This is a genomic window from Variovorax sp. OK605, from assembly GCF_900115445.1.
Lineage (GTDB): Bacteria > Pseudomonadota > Gammaproteobacteria > Burkholderiales > Burkholderiaceae_C > Variovorax.
Map to the genome: position 1 here is coordinate 46689 of NZ_FOWL01000018.1, position 17024 is coordinate 63712.

General features: G+C 68.7%; 16 protein-coding genes. 11 read left to right on the top strand and 5 right to left on the bottom strand.

Going from position 1 to position 17024, the window contains the following annotated elements:
• Positions 1 to 2 precede the first annotated feature (2 nt).
• The 6 genes from BM013_RS32845 to BM013_RS32870 all read left to right on the top strand — a co-directional run bounded on the left by BM013_RS32845 (position 3) and on the right by BM013_RS32870 (position 9023).
• The gene (locus tag BM013_RS32845; protein ID WP_093132981.1) at positions 3 to 1247 is read left to right on the top strand and encodes an efflux RND transporter periplasmic adaptor subunit; all 1245 of its coding nucleotides are present in this window, start codon (positions 3 to 5) and stop codon (positions 1245 to 1247) included.
• Positions 1244 to 4426, top strand: coding sequence for an efflux RND transporter permease subunit (locus BM013_RS32850; RefSeq protein ID WP_093132983.1), 3183 nt, complete (start codon positions 1244 to 1246; stop codon positions 4424 to 4426). The genes BM013_RS32845 and BM013_RS32850 overlap by 4 nt, the downstream gene beginning before the upstream one ends.
• Before the next feature lie 33 nt (positions 4427 to 4459).
• Positions 4460 to 5182, top strand: coding sequence for a heavy metal response regulator transcription factor (locus BM013_RS32855; RefSeq protein ID WP_093132985.1), 723 nt, complete (start codon positions 4460 to 4462; stop codon positions 5180 to 5182).
• Positions 5179 to 6561 carry a heavy metal sensor histidine kinase gene (locus BM013_RS32860; protein WP_093132987.1) on the top strand — a complete coding sequence of 461 codons (1383 nt, stop codon included), beginning with the start codon at positions 5179 to 5181 and terminating at the stop codon, positions 6559 to 6561. The genes BM013_RS32855 and BM013_RS32860 overlap by 4 nt, the downstream gene beginning before the upstream one ends.
• A 132-nt stretch (positions 6562 to 6693) precedes the next feature.
• Positions 6694 to 7632 (top strand): VTT domain-containing protein, encoded by a 939-nt coding sequence (locus tag BM013_RS32865; protein ID WP_093132989.1) that lies wholly within the window; start codon positions 6694 to 6696, stop codon positions 7630 to 7632.
• A gap of 140 nt (positions 7633 to 7772) precedes the next feature.
• The gene (locus BM013_RS32870; protein ID WP_093132991.1) at positions 7773 to 9023 is read left to right on the top strand and encodes an MFS transporter; all 1251 of its coding nucleotides are present in this window, start codon (positions 7773 to 7775) and stop codon (positions 9021 to 9023) included.
• 32 nt (positions 9024 to 9055) lie between these two features.
• Here BM013_RS32870 and BM013_RS32875 read toward each other — a convergent pair whose 3' ends face one another.
• Complete coding sequence (locus BM013_RS32875) at positions 9056 to 9487, bottom strand: hypothetical protein (protein WP_143098436.1); 432 nt, start codon at positions 9485 to 9487, stop codon at positions 9056 to 9058.
• 59 nt (positions 9488 to 9546) lie between these two features.
• Here BM013_RS32875 and BM013_RS32880 point away from each other — a divergent pair, with 59 nt between their 5' ends.
• Together BM013_RS32880 and BM013_RS32885 are read left to right on the top strand one after the other, a co-directional pair.
• The gene (locus tag BM013_RS32880; RefSeq protein WP_093132995.1) at positions 9547 to 10929 is read left to right on the top strand and encodes a cache domain-containing protein; all 1383 of its coding nucleotides are present in this window, start codon (positions 9547 to 9549) and stop codon (positions 10927 to 10929) included.
• A gap of 14 nt (positions 10930 to 10943) precedes the next feature.
• Positions 10944 to 11576: a response regulator transcription factor gene (locus BM013_RS32885; protein WP_093133197.1), complete on the top strand. Its 633-nt coding sequence runs from the start codon at positions 10944 to 10946 to the stop codon at positions 11574 to 11576.
• 184 nt (positions 11577 to 11760) lie between these two features.
• Here BM013_RS32885 and BM013_RS32890 read toward each other — a convergent pair whose 3' ends face one another.
• Entirely contained in the window at positions 11761 to 12342 is a 582-nt protein-coding gene (locus BM013_RS32890; protein WP_093132997.1) for a DUF308 domain-containing protein, read from the bottom strand.
• A 191-nt stretch (positions 12343 to 12533) separates the two neighbouring features.
• On the opposite strand from BM013_RS32890, the gene BM013_RS32895 reads away from it, so the two are divergent.
• On the top strand, positions 12534 to 14024 hold the full coding sequence (locus tag BM013_RS32895; RefSeq protein WP_093133199.1) for an HD domain-containing phosphohydrolase: 1491 nt from the start codon (positions 12534 to 12536) through the stop codon (positions 14022 to 14024).
• Between the two features lie 30 nt (positions 14025 to 14054).
• Here BM013_RS32895 and BM013_RS32900 read toward each other — a convergent pair whose 3' ends face one another.
• The gene (locus BM013_RS32900; RefSeq protein WP_093132999.1) at positions 14055 to 14342 is read right to left on the bottom strand and encodes an excalibur calcium-binding domain-containing protein; all 288 of its coding nucleotides are present in this window, start codon (positions 14340 to 14342) and stop codon (positions 14055 to 14057) included.
• Between the two features lie 503 nt (positions 14343 to 14845).
• Between BM013_RS32900 and BM013_RS32905 the strand changes: the two genes are divergently transcribed.
• Positions 14846 to 15091, top strand: a complete 246-nt coding sequence (locus BM013_RS32905; RefSeq protein WP_093133001.1) for a hypothetical protein — start codon at positions 14846 to 14848, stop codon at positions 15089 to 15091.
• A gap of 135 nt (positions 15092 to 15226) precedes the next feature.
• Here BM013_RS32905 and BM013_RS32910 read toward each other — a convergent pair whose 3' ends face one another.
• Positions 15227 to 16087 (bottom strand): DUF1444 domain-containing protein, encoded by an 861-nt coding sequence (locus BM013_RS32910; RefSeq protein WP_093133003.1) that lies wholly within the window; start codon positions 16085 to 16087, stop codon positions 15227 to 15229.
• Positions 16088 to 16314: 227 nt separating this feature from the next.
• Between BM013_RS32910 and BM013_RS32915 the strand changes: the two genes are divergently transcribed.
• Entirely contained in the window at positions 16315 to 16551 is a 237-nt protein-coding gene (locus BM013_RS32915) for a hypothetical protein (RefSeq protein WP_093133005.1), read from the top strand.
• A 28-nt stretch (positions 16552 to 16579) separates the two neighbouring features.
• Here the strand turns inward: BM013_RS32915 and BM013_RS41450 are convergent, their stop codons facing one another.
• The gene (locus BM013_RS41450) at positions 16580 to 16750 is read right to left on the bottom strand and encodes a hypothetical protein (RefSeq protein WP_177225632.1); all 171 of its coding nucleotides are present in this window, start codon (positions 16748 to 16750) and stop codon (positions 16580 to 16582) included.
• Positions 16751 to 17024 lie beyond the last annotated feature (274 nt).

Sequence of the window (17024 nt, forward strand, 5' to 3'; positions counted from 1 at the left end):
CCATGACGACCACCGCAGACACCACCGCCCCGGCCACGGCCCCGGCCACGCTCCCCCGTCACCCGCGCCGCGCCACCTGGCTCGCGGCCGCCTCGCTCGCCGCGCTGCTCGGCGGGGGCGCCTGGGCGCTCACGCACCACGCGGCCAATGCCGCCAAGCCCGACGCGCCCAAGACGCCGCCGGTGCAGGTGAGCACCGCGCGCGTGGCCTCGCAGAACGTGCAGGTCTACCGCTCGGGCATCGGCACCGTCGCCTCCATGGCCACCGTGACGGTGAAGGCGCGCATCGACGGCCAGCTCGACAAGGTCGGCTTCGTCGAAGGGCAGGACGTGAAAGCCGGCCAGCTGCTCGCGCAGCTCGATCCGCGCACGCTGCAGGCGCAACTCGCGCAGGCGCAGGCCACCAAGGCGAAAGACGCCGCCCAGCTCGCCAACGCGCGCGCCGACCTCCAGCGCTACACCACGCTGCTGGGCCAGGACGCGGCCACGCAGCAGCAGGTCGACACGCAGAAGGCGCTGGTCAACCAGCTCACGGCCACCGTGCAGAACGACGCCGCGCAGGTGCAGTACGCCGAGGTGCAGCTGAGCTTCACGCGCATCTCTTCGCCGATGAACGGGCGCGTTGGCGCGCGGCTGGTGGACCCGGGCAACATCGTGCATGCGGCCGATGCCAACGGGCTGGTCGTCATCAACCAGATCGACCCCATCGCCGTGCAGTTCACGCTGCCCGAAGACGCGGTGCAGGACATCAACCGCGTGCAGCAGCAGAGCACGCAGCCGCTCGCGGTGGTCGCCTACGACCGCAGCGGCGCGCAGATGCTGGGCACCGGCAAGCTCATCCTGCTGAACAACCAGATCGACACCACCAGCGGCACGGTGCAGCTCAAGGGCAGCTTCGCCAATCCGCAGCACACGCTGTGGCCGGGCCAGTACGTCAACGTGCGGCTGCAGCTCGACCGCCGGGCCGACTCGCTCACCGTGCCCGCCGCGGCCGTGCAGCGCGGCCAGGACGGCACCTACGTGTGGACGGTCGATGCCGAGAACAAGGCCGAGAACGTGCCGGTGCACGTGGTGCAGATCGCCGACGGCACGGCCGTGATCGACAAGGGCCTGCAGGCCGGCCAGCGCGTGGTGGTCGACGGCCAGTACAAGCTGAAGGCCGGCGCAACCATCGTGGAGCCGCCGCCCGTTGCGAAGAATGCCGCGGGTAACGACGGCAAGAAGGTCGCCAGCGGGAGCCGCAATTGAGCATTTCCGCCGCCTTCATCAAGCGCCCCATCGGCACCACGCTGCTGGCGCTGGCCATCCTGCTGGTGGGCGCCGCGGTGTTCCCGCTGCTGCCGGTGGCGCCGCTGCCGCAGGTCGACTTTCCGACCATCCAGGTCTCGGCCAACCTGCCGGGCGCCAGCCCCGAGACCATGGCCTCGAACGTGGCGCAGCCGCTGGAGCGGCAGTTCTCGCTGATCGCGGGGCTGTCGCAGATGACCTCCACCAGCGGCCTGGGCTCCACGCAGATCACGCTGCAGTTCGACCTCGACCGCAGCATCGACGCCGCCGCGCTCGACGTGCAGGCGGCCATCAACGCATCCACCGGCCAGCTGCCCGCCAACCTGCCGAGCCCGCCCACCTTCCGCAAGGTGAACCCGGCCGACGCGCCCATCCTCATCCTGTCGGTGCAGTCGAAGACGCTGCCGCTCACCGAGGTGAACGACTATGCCGACAACATCCTGGCGCAGCAGATCTCGCAGATCTCCGGCGTGGGGCTGGTCAACATCGGCGGCGCGCAGAAGCCGGCCGTGCGCATCCAGGTCGACCCCGCCAAGCTCGCCGCGCTGGGCCTGAGCCTGGAAGACGTGCGCACCGTGCTCGCCTCGGCCACCGTCAACGCGCCCAAGGGCACCATCGACGGGCCCAACCAGAGCTTCACCGTCTACACGAACGACCAGCTGCTGAAGGCCCAGCCCTGGAACGACGTGGTGCTGGCCTACCGCAACGGCGCGCCCATTCGCGTGCGCGACCTGGGCGTGGCGGTCGACGGACCCGAGAACGCGAAGATTGCCGGCTGGGCCTATGCAGGCGCCGCCGCGCCCGAGGGGAGCACCGTGCAGAACGGCCGCTCGATCGTGCTGGCCATCACCAAGCAGCCGGGCGCCAACGTGATCGAGACGGTCGACCGCATCAACGCCGCGCTGCCGCGCCTGAAGGCGTCGATTCCGCCGACGGTGGACGTCAACGCCATCATCGACCGCACGCAGACCATCCGCGCCTCGGTGAAGGACGTGGAGTTCACGCTGCTGCTGACCATCGCGCTGGTGGTGGCGGTGATCTTCGTGTTCCTGCGCAACGTGCCGGCCACGCTCATTCCCAGCGTGACGGTGCCGCTGGCGCTGCTGGGCACCGTGGCGGTGATGTACCTGCTGGGCTACAGCCTGGACAACCTCTCGCTGATGGCGCTCACCATTGCGGTGGGCTTCGTGGTGGACGACGCCATCGTGATGCTGGAGAACATCTACCGCTACGTGGAAGAGGGCATGTCGGCCATGGAGGCCGCGTACAAGGGCGCGAGCGAAATCGGCTTCACCATCATCTCGATCTCGGTGTCGCTCATCGCGGTGTTCATTCCACTGCTGCTCATGGGCGGCATCGTGGGGCGGCTGTTTCGCGAGTTCGCGGTGACGGTCACGCTCACCATCGTGGTGAGCGTGGTGATCTCGCTCACGCTCACGCCCATGCTGTGCTCGCGCTTCCTGAAGAACGAGCATGGCCGCAAGCACGGGCGGCTGTACCAGCTGTTCGAGCGCGGCTTCGACGCCATGCTCAACGGCTACAAGCGCGGCCTGCACGTGGTGCTCGACCACCAGTTCACCACGCTCATGGTGTTCATTGCCACCGTGGCCGCCACGGCCGCGCTGTTCGTGGTGATTCCCAAGGGCTTCTTCCCGCAGCAGGACACCGGCTTCATCTCGGGCTTCGCCGAATCGGCGCAGGACGCTTCTTTCGCGTCGATGAACGCCCGCATGCTCGAGCTGGCCGACGTGGTGCGCAAGGATCCGGACGTGACCGGCTTCGGCATGAACGGCAGCTCGTCGACCTACAACACGGGCAACTTCTTCATCAGCCTGAAGCCCAAGGACGAAGGCCGCACGGCCACCGCCGACGAGATCATCACGCGGCTGCGCCCGCAGCTCGCCAAGGTGCAGGGCGTGAACCTGTTCCTGCAGGCGGGGCAGGACATTCGCGTGGGCGGCCGCTCGTCGCGCACGCAGTACCAGTACACGGTGACCGACGCCAACCTGGACGAGCTCAACACCTGGGCGCCGCAGCTGCTCGCGCGCTTCAAGCAGATTCCGGAAATCACCGACCTGGCGTCCGACCAGCAGAACGCCGCGGCGTCGGCCGTGCTCACCATCGACCGCGACCGCGCCTCGAGCTTCGGCATTTCGCCGGCCACCATCGACGCCACGCTGTACGACGCCATCGGCCAGCGCCAGGTGGCGCAGTACTTCACGCAGCTCAACAGCTACCACGTGGTGCTGGAGGTCACGCCCGCGCTGCAGCAGGACCCGGCGCTCTTCAGCAAGCTGTACCTCAACTCGCCGCTCACCGGCCAGCAGGTGCCGCTGTCGAGCTTCGTGAAGGTGGACACCAGCAAGACCGCGTACCTGTCGATCAGCCACCAGGGCCAGTTTCCGGCCGTGACCATCTCGTTCAACCTGGCGCCGGGCCATGCGCTGGGCGACGCGGTGAACGCCATCAACAAGGCACAGGCCGACATGGGGCTGCCGCAGTCGCTCACGGGTTCGTTCCAGGGCACGGCGCAGGCCTTCCAGGACTCGCTGTCTTCGCAGCCCTACCTGATTGCCGCGGCGCTGGTGGCGGTGTACATCGTGTTGGGCCTGCTTTATGAAAGCTACATCCACCCGCTGACGATTCTCTCGACGCTGCCTTCGGCCGGCGTGGGCGCGCTGCTGATCCTGATGGCGGGGGGCTACGACCTCAGCGTGATTGCGCTGATCGGCATCATCCTGCTGATCGGCATCGTGAAGAAGAACGGCATCATGATGATCGACTTCGCCCTCAAGGCCGAGCGCGAGCAGGGCATGTCGCCGCACGACGCCATCTACCAGGCCTGCCTGCTGCGCTTTCGCCCGATCATGATGACCACCATGTGCGCGCTGCTCTCGGGCCTGCCGCTGATGCTGGGCCACGGCTCTGGCTCCGAGCTGCGCCGCCCGCTGGGCTACGCGATGGTCGGCGGGCTGATACTCTCGCAGGCGCTCACCCTGTTCACGACCCCGGTGGTCTACCTGTACCTCGACCGCGCCCACTACTGGTACCTGAGCCGCAAGGAAGCGCGCAAGGCCCGCAAGGCAGCGAAGGAAAACACGGAAGCCCAGGCGCCGACGCCGGCCGAGGCCCACGGATGAGCGCCGCTTGATACCAGCGAGACCGCACACGCCATGAAGATCCTGATAGTCGAAGACGAACTGAGAACCGCGGACTACCTCTCCAAGGGGTTGACCGAGCAGGGCTGCACCGTCGACATGGCGCACAACGGCATCGACGGCCAGCACCTGGCGCTCACGCACGACTACGACGTGATCGTGCTGGACGTGATGCTGCCGGGGCAGGACGGCTTCTCGGTGCTGCGCGAGCTGCGCGCGGTGAAGCAGACGCCGGTGATCATGCTCACGGCGCGCGACCGCGTGGAAGACCGCATCAAGGGCCTGCACGAAGGCGCCGACGACTACCTCATCAAGCCCTTCTCGTTCCTGGAGCTGCTGGCGCGGCTGCAGGCGCTGAACCGGCGCGGCCGCAAGCAGGAGCCCATGCAGCTGCGCATTGCCGACCTGCAGATCGACCTGCTCGCGCGCAAGGCCTCGCGCGCCGGCACGCGCATCGACCTCACGGCCAAGGAGTTCGCGCTGCTGGCCGTGCTGGCGCGCCGCCAGGGCGAGATCCTGTCGAAGACCGCCATCGCCGAGCTGGTGTGGGACATGAACTTCGACAGCAACACCAACGTGGTCGAGGTGGCCATCAAGCGGCTGCGCGACAAGATCGACGTGCCCTTCGGCACGCGGCTGCTGCACACCATCCGCGGCATGGGCTATGTGATGGAAGTGAGGGAGGAGCGGGAAGTTCGGGAGGTGCGCGACATGCCGGGCGAGGGCCCGGCGACGTGAAGCGCTCGATCACCGCGCGGCTGGTGCTCATGTTCGCCGCCGCGGCGCTCGCCACCTTCGCGCTGGCCGGCTTCGCGCTGCACAACGTGCTGGCGCGCGAGCTGGAGCGCCACCAGTACGAAGAGCTCGACACCACGCTCAAGAGCCTGCAGTTCTGGATCAGGGCCATCGGCTCGCCCGACCGCTGGTCGCGCGTGCAGGCGCGCATGGACGCGCTCACGCCCGAAGACGGCAGCGTGCGCTTCTGGGTGCTCAGCGACGACCCGCGCTTCCAGTACGGCAAGGGCCTGGCCGAGATCGACGGGCTCACGCGCGAGGCCAACGGCCACAGCAGCGCCATCGTGCTGCCGGGGCAGGCGCGGCCGTTTCGCACGCTCTCCGCGCACATCGGGCCCTTCGAGAACCGGCCGGCCGTGCGGCTGATCGTCGGGCGCAACACCGAGCCCTATGCACGCACGCGCGAAACCTTCCTGACCGCGCTGGTCGCGCTCGGGCTCGGCGCGGTGCTGGTGGTGGCCTTTGCGGGCTACTGGATCGCGCGCGTGGGGCTGCGCCCGCTGGAGCGGCTGTCGGCCGAGGCGCTGGCGCTGCGGCCCAAGACGCTGTCGCAGCGGCTGCGCTCGGAGCCGCTGCCGGTCGAGCTCTCCGCGCTGGCCGAGGCCTTCAACGGCGCGCTCGCCCGGCTCGAAGAGGCCTACGGCCAGCTCGAATCGTTCAACGCCGACGTGGCGCACGAGCTGCGCACGCCGCTGGCCAACCTCATCGGCAGCACGCAGGTGGCGCTGTCGCGCCAGCGCAGCGCGGGCGAGTTCCAGGAGGTGCTGCAGGCCAACCTCGAAGACCTGGAGCGGGTGCGCTCCATCGTCAACGACATGCTGTTCCTGGCGCGCGCCGACCGCGGCGAGGTGGCCACCGGGCTGGTGCTCACGCCGGTGGCGCAGGAGGTGCGCAAGACCATCGAGTTCTTCGAGTTCGTGCTCGACGAAACGCGGGCGCAGGTGCGCATCGAGGGCGACGTGCTGGCCGAGGCGCGGCTGGAAAGCGCGCTGTTTCGCCGCGCCATGTCCAACCTGCTGCAGAACGCCATCGAGCATTCCAAGCCGGGCGCGCAGATTGCCGTCACGCTGCGCGAGGAGGCCGCAGCGACCTGGATCGCCGTGTCGAACCCCGGCGCGCCCATCGACGCGCAGCACCTGCAGCACCTGTTCGACCGGTTCTACCGGGTCGACGCCGCGCGCAACGACGGCGGCGAGCACCACGGCCACGGGCTGGGGCTGGCCATCGTGAAGGCGGTGGCGAGCATGCACGGCGGGCAGGTGAGCGCGTCGAGCGAAGGCGGGCTGAATACCTTCGCCTTCAGCGTGTCGCGCACCGCCTGAAAAAGCCGCTGTCTCCAGCCGTCATTCAATGGCCTGCACCCGGTACGTTCTTGGGCCATGCAGGACAATCCCGGCTGGCATGAATCCCCCTCCCATCCAGCGATTTCTCGCGGCACCTCCAGGACACCCGGCATGGCACAGCTGATGTCGCTGCTCGTGCAGAACGCGATCCTGGTGGTGTTCGCCGCCAGCTTCGCCGCCCGCCTCGGGCTGCCCGTGCCGGCCGCCGCCGTGCTGGTGCTCACGGGCGCGCTGCTGGCCGCGGGCGATGTGTCGGTGGTCGGCGTGGTGCTGGCCGCCGTCGCTGCCAACCTGCTGGGCGACGGCGCCTGGTTCTACGCGGGGCGGCGCTTCGGCTACCGCTTCATGCGGCTGCTGTGCCGCATCTCGCTGTCGCCCGACACCTGCGTGCGGCGCGGCGAATCGCTCATCACCGAATGGGGCGGCATGTCGCTCGTGGCGGCCAAGTTCGTGCCGGGCGTGTCGGTGGTGGCACCGCCGATGGCCGGCGCGCTGGGCATGTCGGTGCGGCGCTTCATCGGGTTCGACGTGGGCGCGGCGCTGGTGTGGACCGGGCTGTTCCTCGGGCTGGGCTGGGTGTTCCGCAACCAGATCCAGGAGGTGCTGGCCGTCATGGCGCAGGCCGGCGGCATCGCCACCGTGGCGCTGGGCGTGCTGCTGGTCATTTTCCTGGCCGTGCGCTACTGGCGCCGGCGCGCCTTCATGCGGCTCACCGGCATGCCGCGCATCTCGGTGGAAGAGCTGCACGATCTGCTGAACGGCGAGGAGCCGCCGCTGGTGATCGACGTGCGCGGCAAGGCCGGCATGCAGGTCGACCCGCGCCGCATTCCGGGCGCCCAGTCGTACACGCTCAAGGCGCTGCAGCAGCGCAGCCTCGACCTGTCGCACGCCGCCGGGCGCGACGTGGTGCTGTACTGCAACTGCCCCAACGAGGTGTCGGCCGCGCAGGCCGCGCGCGTGCTGCTGGCGCGCGGCGCCAAGCGGGCGCTGCCGTTGACGGGCGGGCTCGACGCCTGGGTGGCCTCGGGCCGTCCGACCAGCGTCGACTGAGCACGGGGCTCGCCAGCCTCCGCCCCAGCCCCTGCAGGAATCGGGCGCCCGTGCTAAGGTGCCCGGCCGCGGGTTAACCCTTGTTCGTTGGGCCGCCCGCCTTCTCCCGAACGCTCCCGCCCGACCCACCGAGGCCCTCCGTGCCACATCCCGACACTTCCCCTGCCCGCGCCGCAGCCCCGGCCCAGGCCCCTGCACACGCCCCCGGGCTCAGCCCCGCCCTCACGCTGGTCTTCGCCATCGCCTGCGGCCTGTGCGTGGCCAACATCTACTACGCGCAGCCGCTGATCGGGCCCATCTCGGACACCCTGCAGCTGCACGCCGGCCTGGCCGGGCTGATCATGACGCTCACCCAGCTCGGCTACGGCGCCGGCCTGCTGCTGCTGGTGCCGCTGGCCGACGTGGTGGAGAACCGGCGGCTCATCGTCGGTGCGCTGGCCGGCGCGGTGGTCGGGCTCGTGGGCATCGCGCTGTCGGGGTCGGCCGCCACCTTCCTGGCGGCCTCTTTCGTGGTCGGCGCCTGCGCGGTGGCGGCGCAGGTGCTGCTGCCTTTCGCCTCGCACCTCGCGCCCGAGGCCACGCGCGGCAAGGTGGTCGGCAACATCATGGCCGGGCTGCTGGGCGGCATCATGCTGGCGCGGCCCTTTGCCAGCATCGTGGCGTCGGCGCTGGGCTGGCGCGCGGTGTTCTGGGTGTCGGCGGTGCTGATGGCCGCGCTCATCGCGGTGCTGTGGCGCGCGCTGCCCGAGCGGCGCCCGCACGCCTCGGTGGGCTACGCGCGCACCATGGCGTCGCTGCCCGGCATCGTGTGGAACACGCCGCTGCTGCGCCGCCGCGGCTTCTACCAGGGGATGATGTTCTCCGCCTTCCAGGCCTTCTGGACGGCCGTGCCGCTGGCGCTGGTGCATGAGTTCGGCATGGGCCAGCGCGGCATTGCGCTGTTCGCGCTGGCCGGCGCGGCGGGCGCGCTGATGGCGCCGATGGCGGGCCGCCTGGCCGACCGCGGCCTCACGCGCCCGGCCACCGGCGTGGCCATTGCCGTGGCGCTGGCGTCGTTCGTGCTGGGCGCGGTCGCCATGCACTACCGCTCGCTGGCGGGGCTGGTTGCGGCGGGCATCCTGCTCGACGGCGCGGTGCAGCTGTGCCAGGTGCTGAACTTCCGCAGCCTCTTCATGCTGGCGCCCGAGCTGCGCGGCCGGCTCAACGGCCTGTTCATGACCTTCATCTTCATCTGCGCCGCGGTGGCCTCGGGCATTGCCGCGGCCGTGTACGCCTTCCACGGCTGGAGCGGGCTGTGCCTGCTGGGTGGCGGGTACGTGGCGCTGGCGCTGCTGTACTACGCGACGGAGTTCAAGCGCGGGGCGGTGCCCGCGGCAGGCCGCGCTGCGTAGCCGGCCTGGCGGACCTGGCTGGCCTCGCTGATCTAGCCGGCCCGGTCGCGCTCGGCTCGCAGGAAGGCCTGCCACTTCGCGGTGAGCGACACCACCAGCAGCAGCGCCAGCGCGAACACCATTGCCGTGAGCCACAGCAGGTGCGCCATGAAGTACGGCGGCTGGTGCATCGGGCCCATGCCCAGGAAGGCCCAACCGGCCAGCGCCACGGCCAGCGCGACCAGCGCGCGCTTCCAGCCTTGGCGGTACGAGGCGGGCCGCAGCAGCGCCCCCGCGAGCGCCGTCTCCCCAAGCACCGCGGCGCAGAACCACGCCACGCCGGCCAGCGGATACGGTTGCGGCCCCGTGCGCCCCAGCACGTGCACCGCGTAGCCGTCGGGCGAGAAGCCGGCCATGGCGATGCCCGCCATGCCGAGCAGGGCGAACACGGGCAGCAGCAGTTGTCGAAGGCGAGGGTGCTTCATCGGCTGGGGATGATAGGGACGGATGCGCTCCCAGGGCCCGGTGGTAGGCTTGCCGCCCCATGAATCTCCGCACCAAGATCGTCGCGCTGGCCGTTGCACCGCTGCTCGTGGCGCTGGTGCTGGTGGCCCTTGCGGTGCGCCACCAGGAGCACGACCTCGCGCAGCGCGAGCGCGCGCTCATCGAGCGCAGCTACATGGCCCAGCGCCGCAGCGAGCTGCGCAGCTACGTCGACCTGGCCGTGAGCAACCTGCTGCCGCTGTACGAATCGGGCCAGGACGACGAGGCCACCCGCACCGAGGCGCTGCGCCGCCTGGCCGCGCTCAACTACGGCGACGACGGCTACTTCTTCGTCTACGACCTCGAGGGCAACTCCCTCATGCACTCGCGCCAGCCCGAACTGGTCGGCAAGAACCTGTGGGAGCTGCGCGATTCGCACGGCCGCTACACCATCCAGGAACTGATCAAGGGCGCCAAAGACAACGGCGGCGGCTACGTCGAGTACGAATGGCGCAAGCCCTCGAGCGCGCAGATGGCGCCCAAGCTCGGCTACGTCACGGCCATGCCGCGCTGGAACTGGATGGTCGGTACCGGCCTGTACCTGGACGACATCGAGTCGACCATGGACACGCTCGACCGGCAGATGAACGCCAACGTCACCGCCACGCTGCTGTGGATCGCCGGCATTGCCGCGCTGTGCCTGGGCGTGGTCAGCGCGGCCGGCCTGCTGCTGAACCTCAGCGAGCAGCGCACCGCCGAGGCCAAGCTGCGCCTGCTCGCGCGGCGCGTGGTGCAGTCGCAGGAAGAAGAGCGCGGCCACCTCGCGCGCGAGCTGCACGACGGCACCAGCCAGACGCTGGTGTCGGCCAAGCTGCTCATCGAGTCGGCCGTGGAGCAGCTCGACCGCCAGCACCACGGCGCGCCGCCCGCGCTCGGCAAGGCGCTGCAGCGGCTGAACGATTCGCTGATCGAGGTGCGCCGCATCTCGCACCGGCTGCGCCCGGCCCTGCTCGACACGCTCGGCCTGCCCGCCGCGCTGGAGCGGCTGGTCGACGAGTTCCGCGAAGAGGGCGCCGTCGGCGCATCGATGATGGTCGGCGGCGAAGCCTTCGAGTTGCAGCCCGAGGTGAAGACCGCGCTCTTTCGCCTCACGCAGGAGGCCCTTACCAATGTGCGCAAGCACGCGCAGGCGCAGCACGTGCACGTGGCGCTGGGCTTCGACGAAGAAGAGGGCGTGCGGCTGGAGGTGAGCGACGACGGCACCGGCTTCGACATCGAGGCCGTGCAGCTCGACCCGCGCCGCGGCATCGGCCTGCGCAACATGCGCGAGCGCATGGAGTCCATCGGCGGCAAGCTCACCATGTGCTCCAACGCCGGGCGCACCGCCATCGAGGCCGAGGTGCCGGCTCGCAGTGCGAGGGCCGAGGCCGGCCAGCCTGCGTGATTCCCGTGACCCACATGACCCGCACCGTTCGCCTCTTCCTCGTGGACGACCACCCGCTGGTGCGCGACGGCCTGCGCGCGCGCCTGGGCAGCATCGCCAACCTGGAGATCGTGGGCGAGGCCGGCAGCGCGGCCGAGGCGCTGGAACTGGTCGACAGCGTGCAGCCCGACCTCATGCTGATGGACGTCGGCATGAAGGACATGAACGGCATCGAGCTTGCGGCGCTGCTGCTGCAGCGCCGGCCCGCCACGCACATCGTGATGCTCAGCATGTACGACAACCCCGAGTACGTGCAGAAGGCGCTGCAGGTGGGCGCGCGCGGCTACGTGCTGAAAGACGCGCCCGCGGCGGAGATCGTCGCGGCCATCGAGGCCGTGTCGGGCGGCGGTACCTTCCTGAGCCCGGCCGTGTCGAAGAAGCTGTTTCGCACGCAGGCGCCGCGCCCGCTGCTCACGCCGCGCGAGAGCGAGATTCTTTCCGCGCTGGGCCGCGGCGAGTCGAGCAAGCAGATCGCGCGCGACCTGAACCTGAGCGTGCGCACGGTGGAAGCGCACCGCCAGAGCATCAAGCGGCGGCTGGGCATCGAGGGGCAGGCGGAGCTCATCAAGTACGCGGTGGAACACGCGCGGAAGTTCGGGCAGAGCTGAGGTCTGCGGGCGGCCGTGTTGACGGCGCCGAAACCCGATGGCCTGCGGTGCAGTGCTGTGCGAGCCATTGAAGCGATCTGCCTGCGTGGGCTTCAAGATGCGACCGCCGGCACGCTTCAGTGGCGGCTCAGGAGGGATGCCGATGCGCGCCACATGGCTGGCATCGGCATTCGGTATTCGGCAGTTACCGGGCGAGTTCGCGCGCGCCGGCCCCGGGCTTGCGAAAGAGAATCACCAGCCCCGAGATCAGGAAGTACACGGCCCCGACCGCCGCGTAGCCGACGATCGTCTGCAGCACCGGTGCGCCGCCGCCTTGCTGTGCAATGAAGAAGCCGCCGGCCAGCGCGGACTGCGCGCCGCTCAGCATCATCACCCACTGCCCGCGGTCGCTCTTGCGGCGGCGAATGGCCGTGGCCAGCTGCAGCAGGCCCGACACGATGGCCCAGGCCCCGAAGATCAGCAGGCTCACCTGGAACTCGAGCACGAGGGAGACCGTGACGGCCACGGCGACCATCGTGCTGATCCAGGCGTTCAGCGTCTGGGTCGGGTTGGCCTTGGTGCCGCCCGTCATCCTGGCGTCCAGCAGGTTCGCCAGGGCGTCCCATGCGGGGTAGACGATCAGCAGCACAGTCGCCACGGCGGGCGACTGTTTGGCAACGGTGAAGACCAGCGCGACCCACACGAAGGAGAAGGCGGCACGAATGAAGTAGAGCTTGCGCAGCCAGGCGGCTCGCTCGGGTTGGGGCTGATGAAGGGCGTCGGACATGGTGGTGGTGCAGAGGTTGTGGGTCGAGAAGGAAGGAGAGGGAAGGAGAGGGAAGGGTGTTGCGCCTCGTGCGAGGCGGGTGCAACCATTCTTTTCCGGCACCGCCGCCCGCGCTATCCGTCGAATGACCGACACGGCCCGGACCGGCCGGCGAAGACTGTGCGATGCTGTCCGCCTGCCACACCGACCCCATGCCCGACGACACCACCATCACCGTCTTTGACGCGGTCCGCGCGCTCGCCTTCATCGGCGACCTGAGCATGGGCCAGCCCATCGACCATTCGCTGCGCACCGCCTGGCTGGCCGGAATGATCGCGACCGAAGCCGGCTGGAACCCGTTGCAGATCGAGGCCGTGCAGCACGTCGCGCTGTTGCGCTGGTCGGGTTGCACGGCCAATGCCCAGGAGTTCGCCGACTTCCTGGAAGACGACGTGCTGGGCCGGCAGGCCCTTCTCGCGTCCCAGAAGCCGAGAGCGCCGCAGTCGCCTCGTTCGCCTCATTCGCAGCGCAGCATGCCCCTGCCCGAGGGCATGCTCGCCATGGCCAACATCCATTGCGAGGTGGCCGGCGACATCGCGAGCACGCTGGGCCTGGGCCCCGAGACCGAGGCCGCGCTGCGCGCCATCTTCGAGGCCTACGACGGCAGCGGCGTGCCCGGCGTGCTCCAGGGCCACGACGTGCCCGTTGCCACCTGCGTCGTGGCCCTGGCGAGCGACATCGAGATCTTCAGTCGCCTCTACGGGCTCGACGAAGCCCTCACGCTGGCACGCGGACGCGCGAACAGCGTCTACCCCGGCTTCCTTGTCGATGCGACCGCACCGCGCGCCGGCGAGTGGTTGGCGTTGCTCGACGCGCCCGTCGCGCCGTGGACCGACGTGGCCGACCAGCCGGTTTCGATGCGCCGGCGCGTGGGGCTGGAGCTGGTCGGCGACGTGATCGACCTCAAGCTCCCGTGGATGACGGGCTACTCGCGCCGCGTGGCCAGGCTGGCGCGCGATTGCAGCGCACAGCTCGACATGGACGAAGCCTTGCGCCATCGTGCGTACAAGGCCGGGTTGATCCACGGCATCGGGCGCGCGGCGGTGCCCAACGCCATCTGGAACGCGCCCGAGCCGCTGCCGGCCGCTTCGCTGGAGCGCCTGCGGCTCGTGCCGTACTGGACCTCCCGCGCGGCAGGGCAGATCGACGGTCTCGCGGCCGAGGCGGAAATTGCGTCGTTCGCCTTCGAGCGGCGCGACGGCTCGGGCTACTTTCGCGGCCGCTCCGGCATGGCGATGCCGCTCGAAGGGCAGATCGTCGCGGCGGCCGAGCAGTGGGTGTCCCATGGCACCCGCCGTCCGTGGCGCGAGGAACTGAGCGACGCACAGTCGCTCGCGCGCATGCAGCAGGACGTGGACGCGGGCCGCTTCGACCAGGAGGTCGTCACTGCGTTGCTCGCCTGCGTGCTGCCGGGCACGCAAGCGAAGGTCGCGGCACCCGCGCAGGACGACCAGTCGCTTTCGCAGCGAGAGCTGGAGGTTCTGCGCTGCATCAGCCGGGGCGACAACACGAAGCAGGTCGCACGCGCGCTGAGCATCAGCCCGAGCACGGTGCGAACCCACGTCGAACGCGTGTTTCGCAAGCTCGGCTGCTCGACCCGCGCGGCGGCCACGCTCAAAGCATCTACGCGCGGGCTGCTGTAGCAGGAAGGCTGCGAACGGCCGCGCTCTTTTTCAGCGGCACCACTGCTGCTCGCAAGGCACGCCGTCGTTGTTGCCGTCCATCTTCACGCCCGGGCAGTTCTTCAGGAAGTAGGTGGCCTCCGCGCACGAGGTCATCTGGGAGCAGTACTTGCGGCCGTCGCAAGCGAAGTTCGCCGCCGAAGGGCTTGGCTTGTTGCCTGTCAGGTTGAGTGCGGGCAACTTGTCGCTCTCCATCGCGGAGAGCTTCTTTGCCTGGTAGTGCCCATAGCCTTTCCAGGCCCCGAACACCAAGAGCGCCAGCACGAGTATTCGCATCATGTTTCGTCTCCTCCGCCTCCGGGCGTGTTCGCGAGCTTAACTGGCAAGCCATCGAACGGCGAGGCGGAGCTGGAACAGCAGTTTGCCGTGCGGTTCGAGAGTTCGAGAACCGCCACCGCGAGGTCGTCCCGAACCGGTGCAATTTGCGCGAACCGCGCAGCAGCTTTGGCGACGACTGTCAGGCTTTGTGTACTGCCCAGACCGCCCGGAAATTGCCCTCGCAGTTCGAGAATTACTGGGCACAATTTTTCCGCCGCGCCCCACCGGTCTTATCTAAAGTGAATGCCCTTGCAACAAGACAACCCGCTACGCGGGCCAGGGAGGCAGCACACAAGACGACCACGGGAAGACGGACCGCTTCGCTTCACGGCGGGCAGTCGCTGCAACAGGCAGCGACGCGAACGTGAGGCACGAATGGCGAAGAAAAGGCGACGGCCAAGGTGCAACGAACACCTTGACCGTCTGACCAAGTGACGTGCTAACGCTTAAGAAAGGCACACCAAATGGCTGAACGAATTATGGCCCGGGCTTCCGGCCCCACTTCCACCGACGGAATCACGCCATCGGATGCATGGGACCTTCTGGAGAACCGGCTGGAGCAACTGAACGCGTTGCTGCTGAGCTTCTACGGCAACATGAACGGATGGTTCGAAGAAGTGGGCCCCGATCGCCGGGACCGCCTGCTCTGGATCGCGTCCGACCTGGCGCAGGACGCGGCGGCGTTGTTCCAGAGGGCCGCGAAAAGCTAGAGGTGCTTCATCCCCTTCAATCCCTTCAATCCCTTCGTGCGATCAGAAGGGATCCGCTCGATGGGCAGGCGCGAAGCCCGCAAGGCTTGCCTGCCCATCGGCGGTTTCAAGCAGTGAACGACAGACGCACCCGGGCTATTCGGTCTTGTCGAGCACCTGCAGCCGCCCGTCACGCCAGACGAACAATTCGCTCGTCAACCCATAGGCGGACTTCGCTGCAATCTCCCGGGCCATGTCGCGCAACGCCGCCACCGACTCGTGGTCTTCACTGCCGCATATCAGCAGTTCATCGCGCGCCGCGATGGCAAACACCGGGTCGCCCGGCACGGACAGCCGGTCGCGCCAATGCTCGAAGACCAGGACCATGCTCGCGTCGTAGTTGTGATCGAGCCGCGCCGCATAGCGGCCGCCGCCGCCCTCGACGCGCAGTTGAGGAAGAAAGGCTTTCAGGTTCTCGAGCGCTGTGTCGTTCAACGCCGCGAAATCCGTGTCGATGCGCTTCTGCCGGCTTGGCGTGATGTAGCGCATGGCCTCGGGCGTGTCTTCCACGTAGGCCAGCACCAGCGATCCCGCGAGCTTGCCCAGCACCGGGAACTGGTCCGCCGGTGCGTTGCTGCTCGCCAGCTGGGCCTGCGAAGCACTCACCCACTCTGTCGTCTTCAGCACGGGAAGGATGCGAGACAGCTCCGTGCTGTCGTCGGCCTCCTGCGTGCGCCGTGCATCGGCCAGGTGCTCGGCGAAGAGTGCGTTCATCGCCTCGGGTTGCTGCAGATAGCGCGCATACGCATTGCCCAGGAACGTGCTCACCTTGCCGCCGTCGGGAAAGGTCCAGTGCACGCGCGTGAGGCCGGGCGTGGCGCCATGCTCGACCTCCACCTGCGTGCCGGGCAGGGCAAGGCGAACATGCGTTGCATAGCCTTCCGCGTAGGCGGCGACGCTGACGGGTTGCAGTGGCGCCGAGGGGCGCGCGCCAAAGAGTTTTTTCAGGAACGACATGGGGGGTCCGGCAACTGAGATGGCCTGAATGTTATTGCGGTCGCGGCGACATGTGCTCATCGCGCAGGCGAGAGCAGGGCGCGTTGTGCAAGGGGCTGCTGGTTCTCGCGCAATTCGAGAATTACTAGCGCAAATTCCCGCTTGCATCGGTCCTGCCTTCTCTAGAGTCGGAGCCCGTGTGAGCCGGCATCCGGCCACGCGCAATCTGCAAAGGGAGCACTGCAAGAATGACGCCACAAGAACCGACCCGACTCCGCACCCGGCCCGCTGCGGACACCATCGTGCTGAGCGCGGCCGACGCGGCCGAAGCCAAGCTGACGCAACTGCACTCGCTGCTCTGGTGCATCAGCCACAGCACGAAGCCGTGGACGCAAGACACGGTCAAGCAGCGGATGCACCTCGTCGACCTGGCGTTCGACCTGGCGAGCGCTGCGAAAACCTTGCTCGAGGAGAGCCGCAAGTGATCGCCGGCCGAAGACATTCGGCCGGCGATCACCGCCACGGTGACTCGAGCAATTTCACATCGTCGAACGACAGCATGCGAACCGCGGCGTTGCCGATCGACACCAGGTACCAGCAGCGCTCGGGCGGAATGTGCCCCGCCATGTACATCACCCGCACCACGGTGCCGCGTGCATCGGCGCGAAGCACGTGCGCGCCCATGGCGGGATCGTCGTGGGTACGGGCGAATTCCGCTAGCGCGCGCTCACATGCCGCACGCCGTGTGCGCCTGGTGTATTGCCAGTGTCGAATGCGTTCCAGCCATGCCATTGCCGGCGCAGCTTACACAAGCCGAATTGCCTTGAACTTATGCCCGCATGCATGGATCACAGCGCATCTGGCGCTTTGTCACGCGGATTCCGGCCCGGGGTGCGCGGGCCACGTACCATCGCAACCCCGGTCATCGGTCACGATGTTTCACTTTTGAAACGCCTGC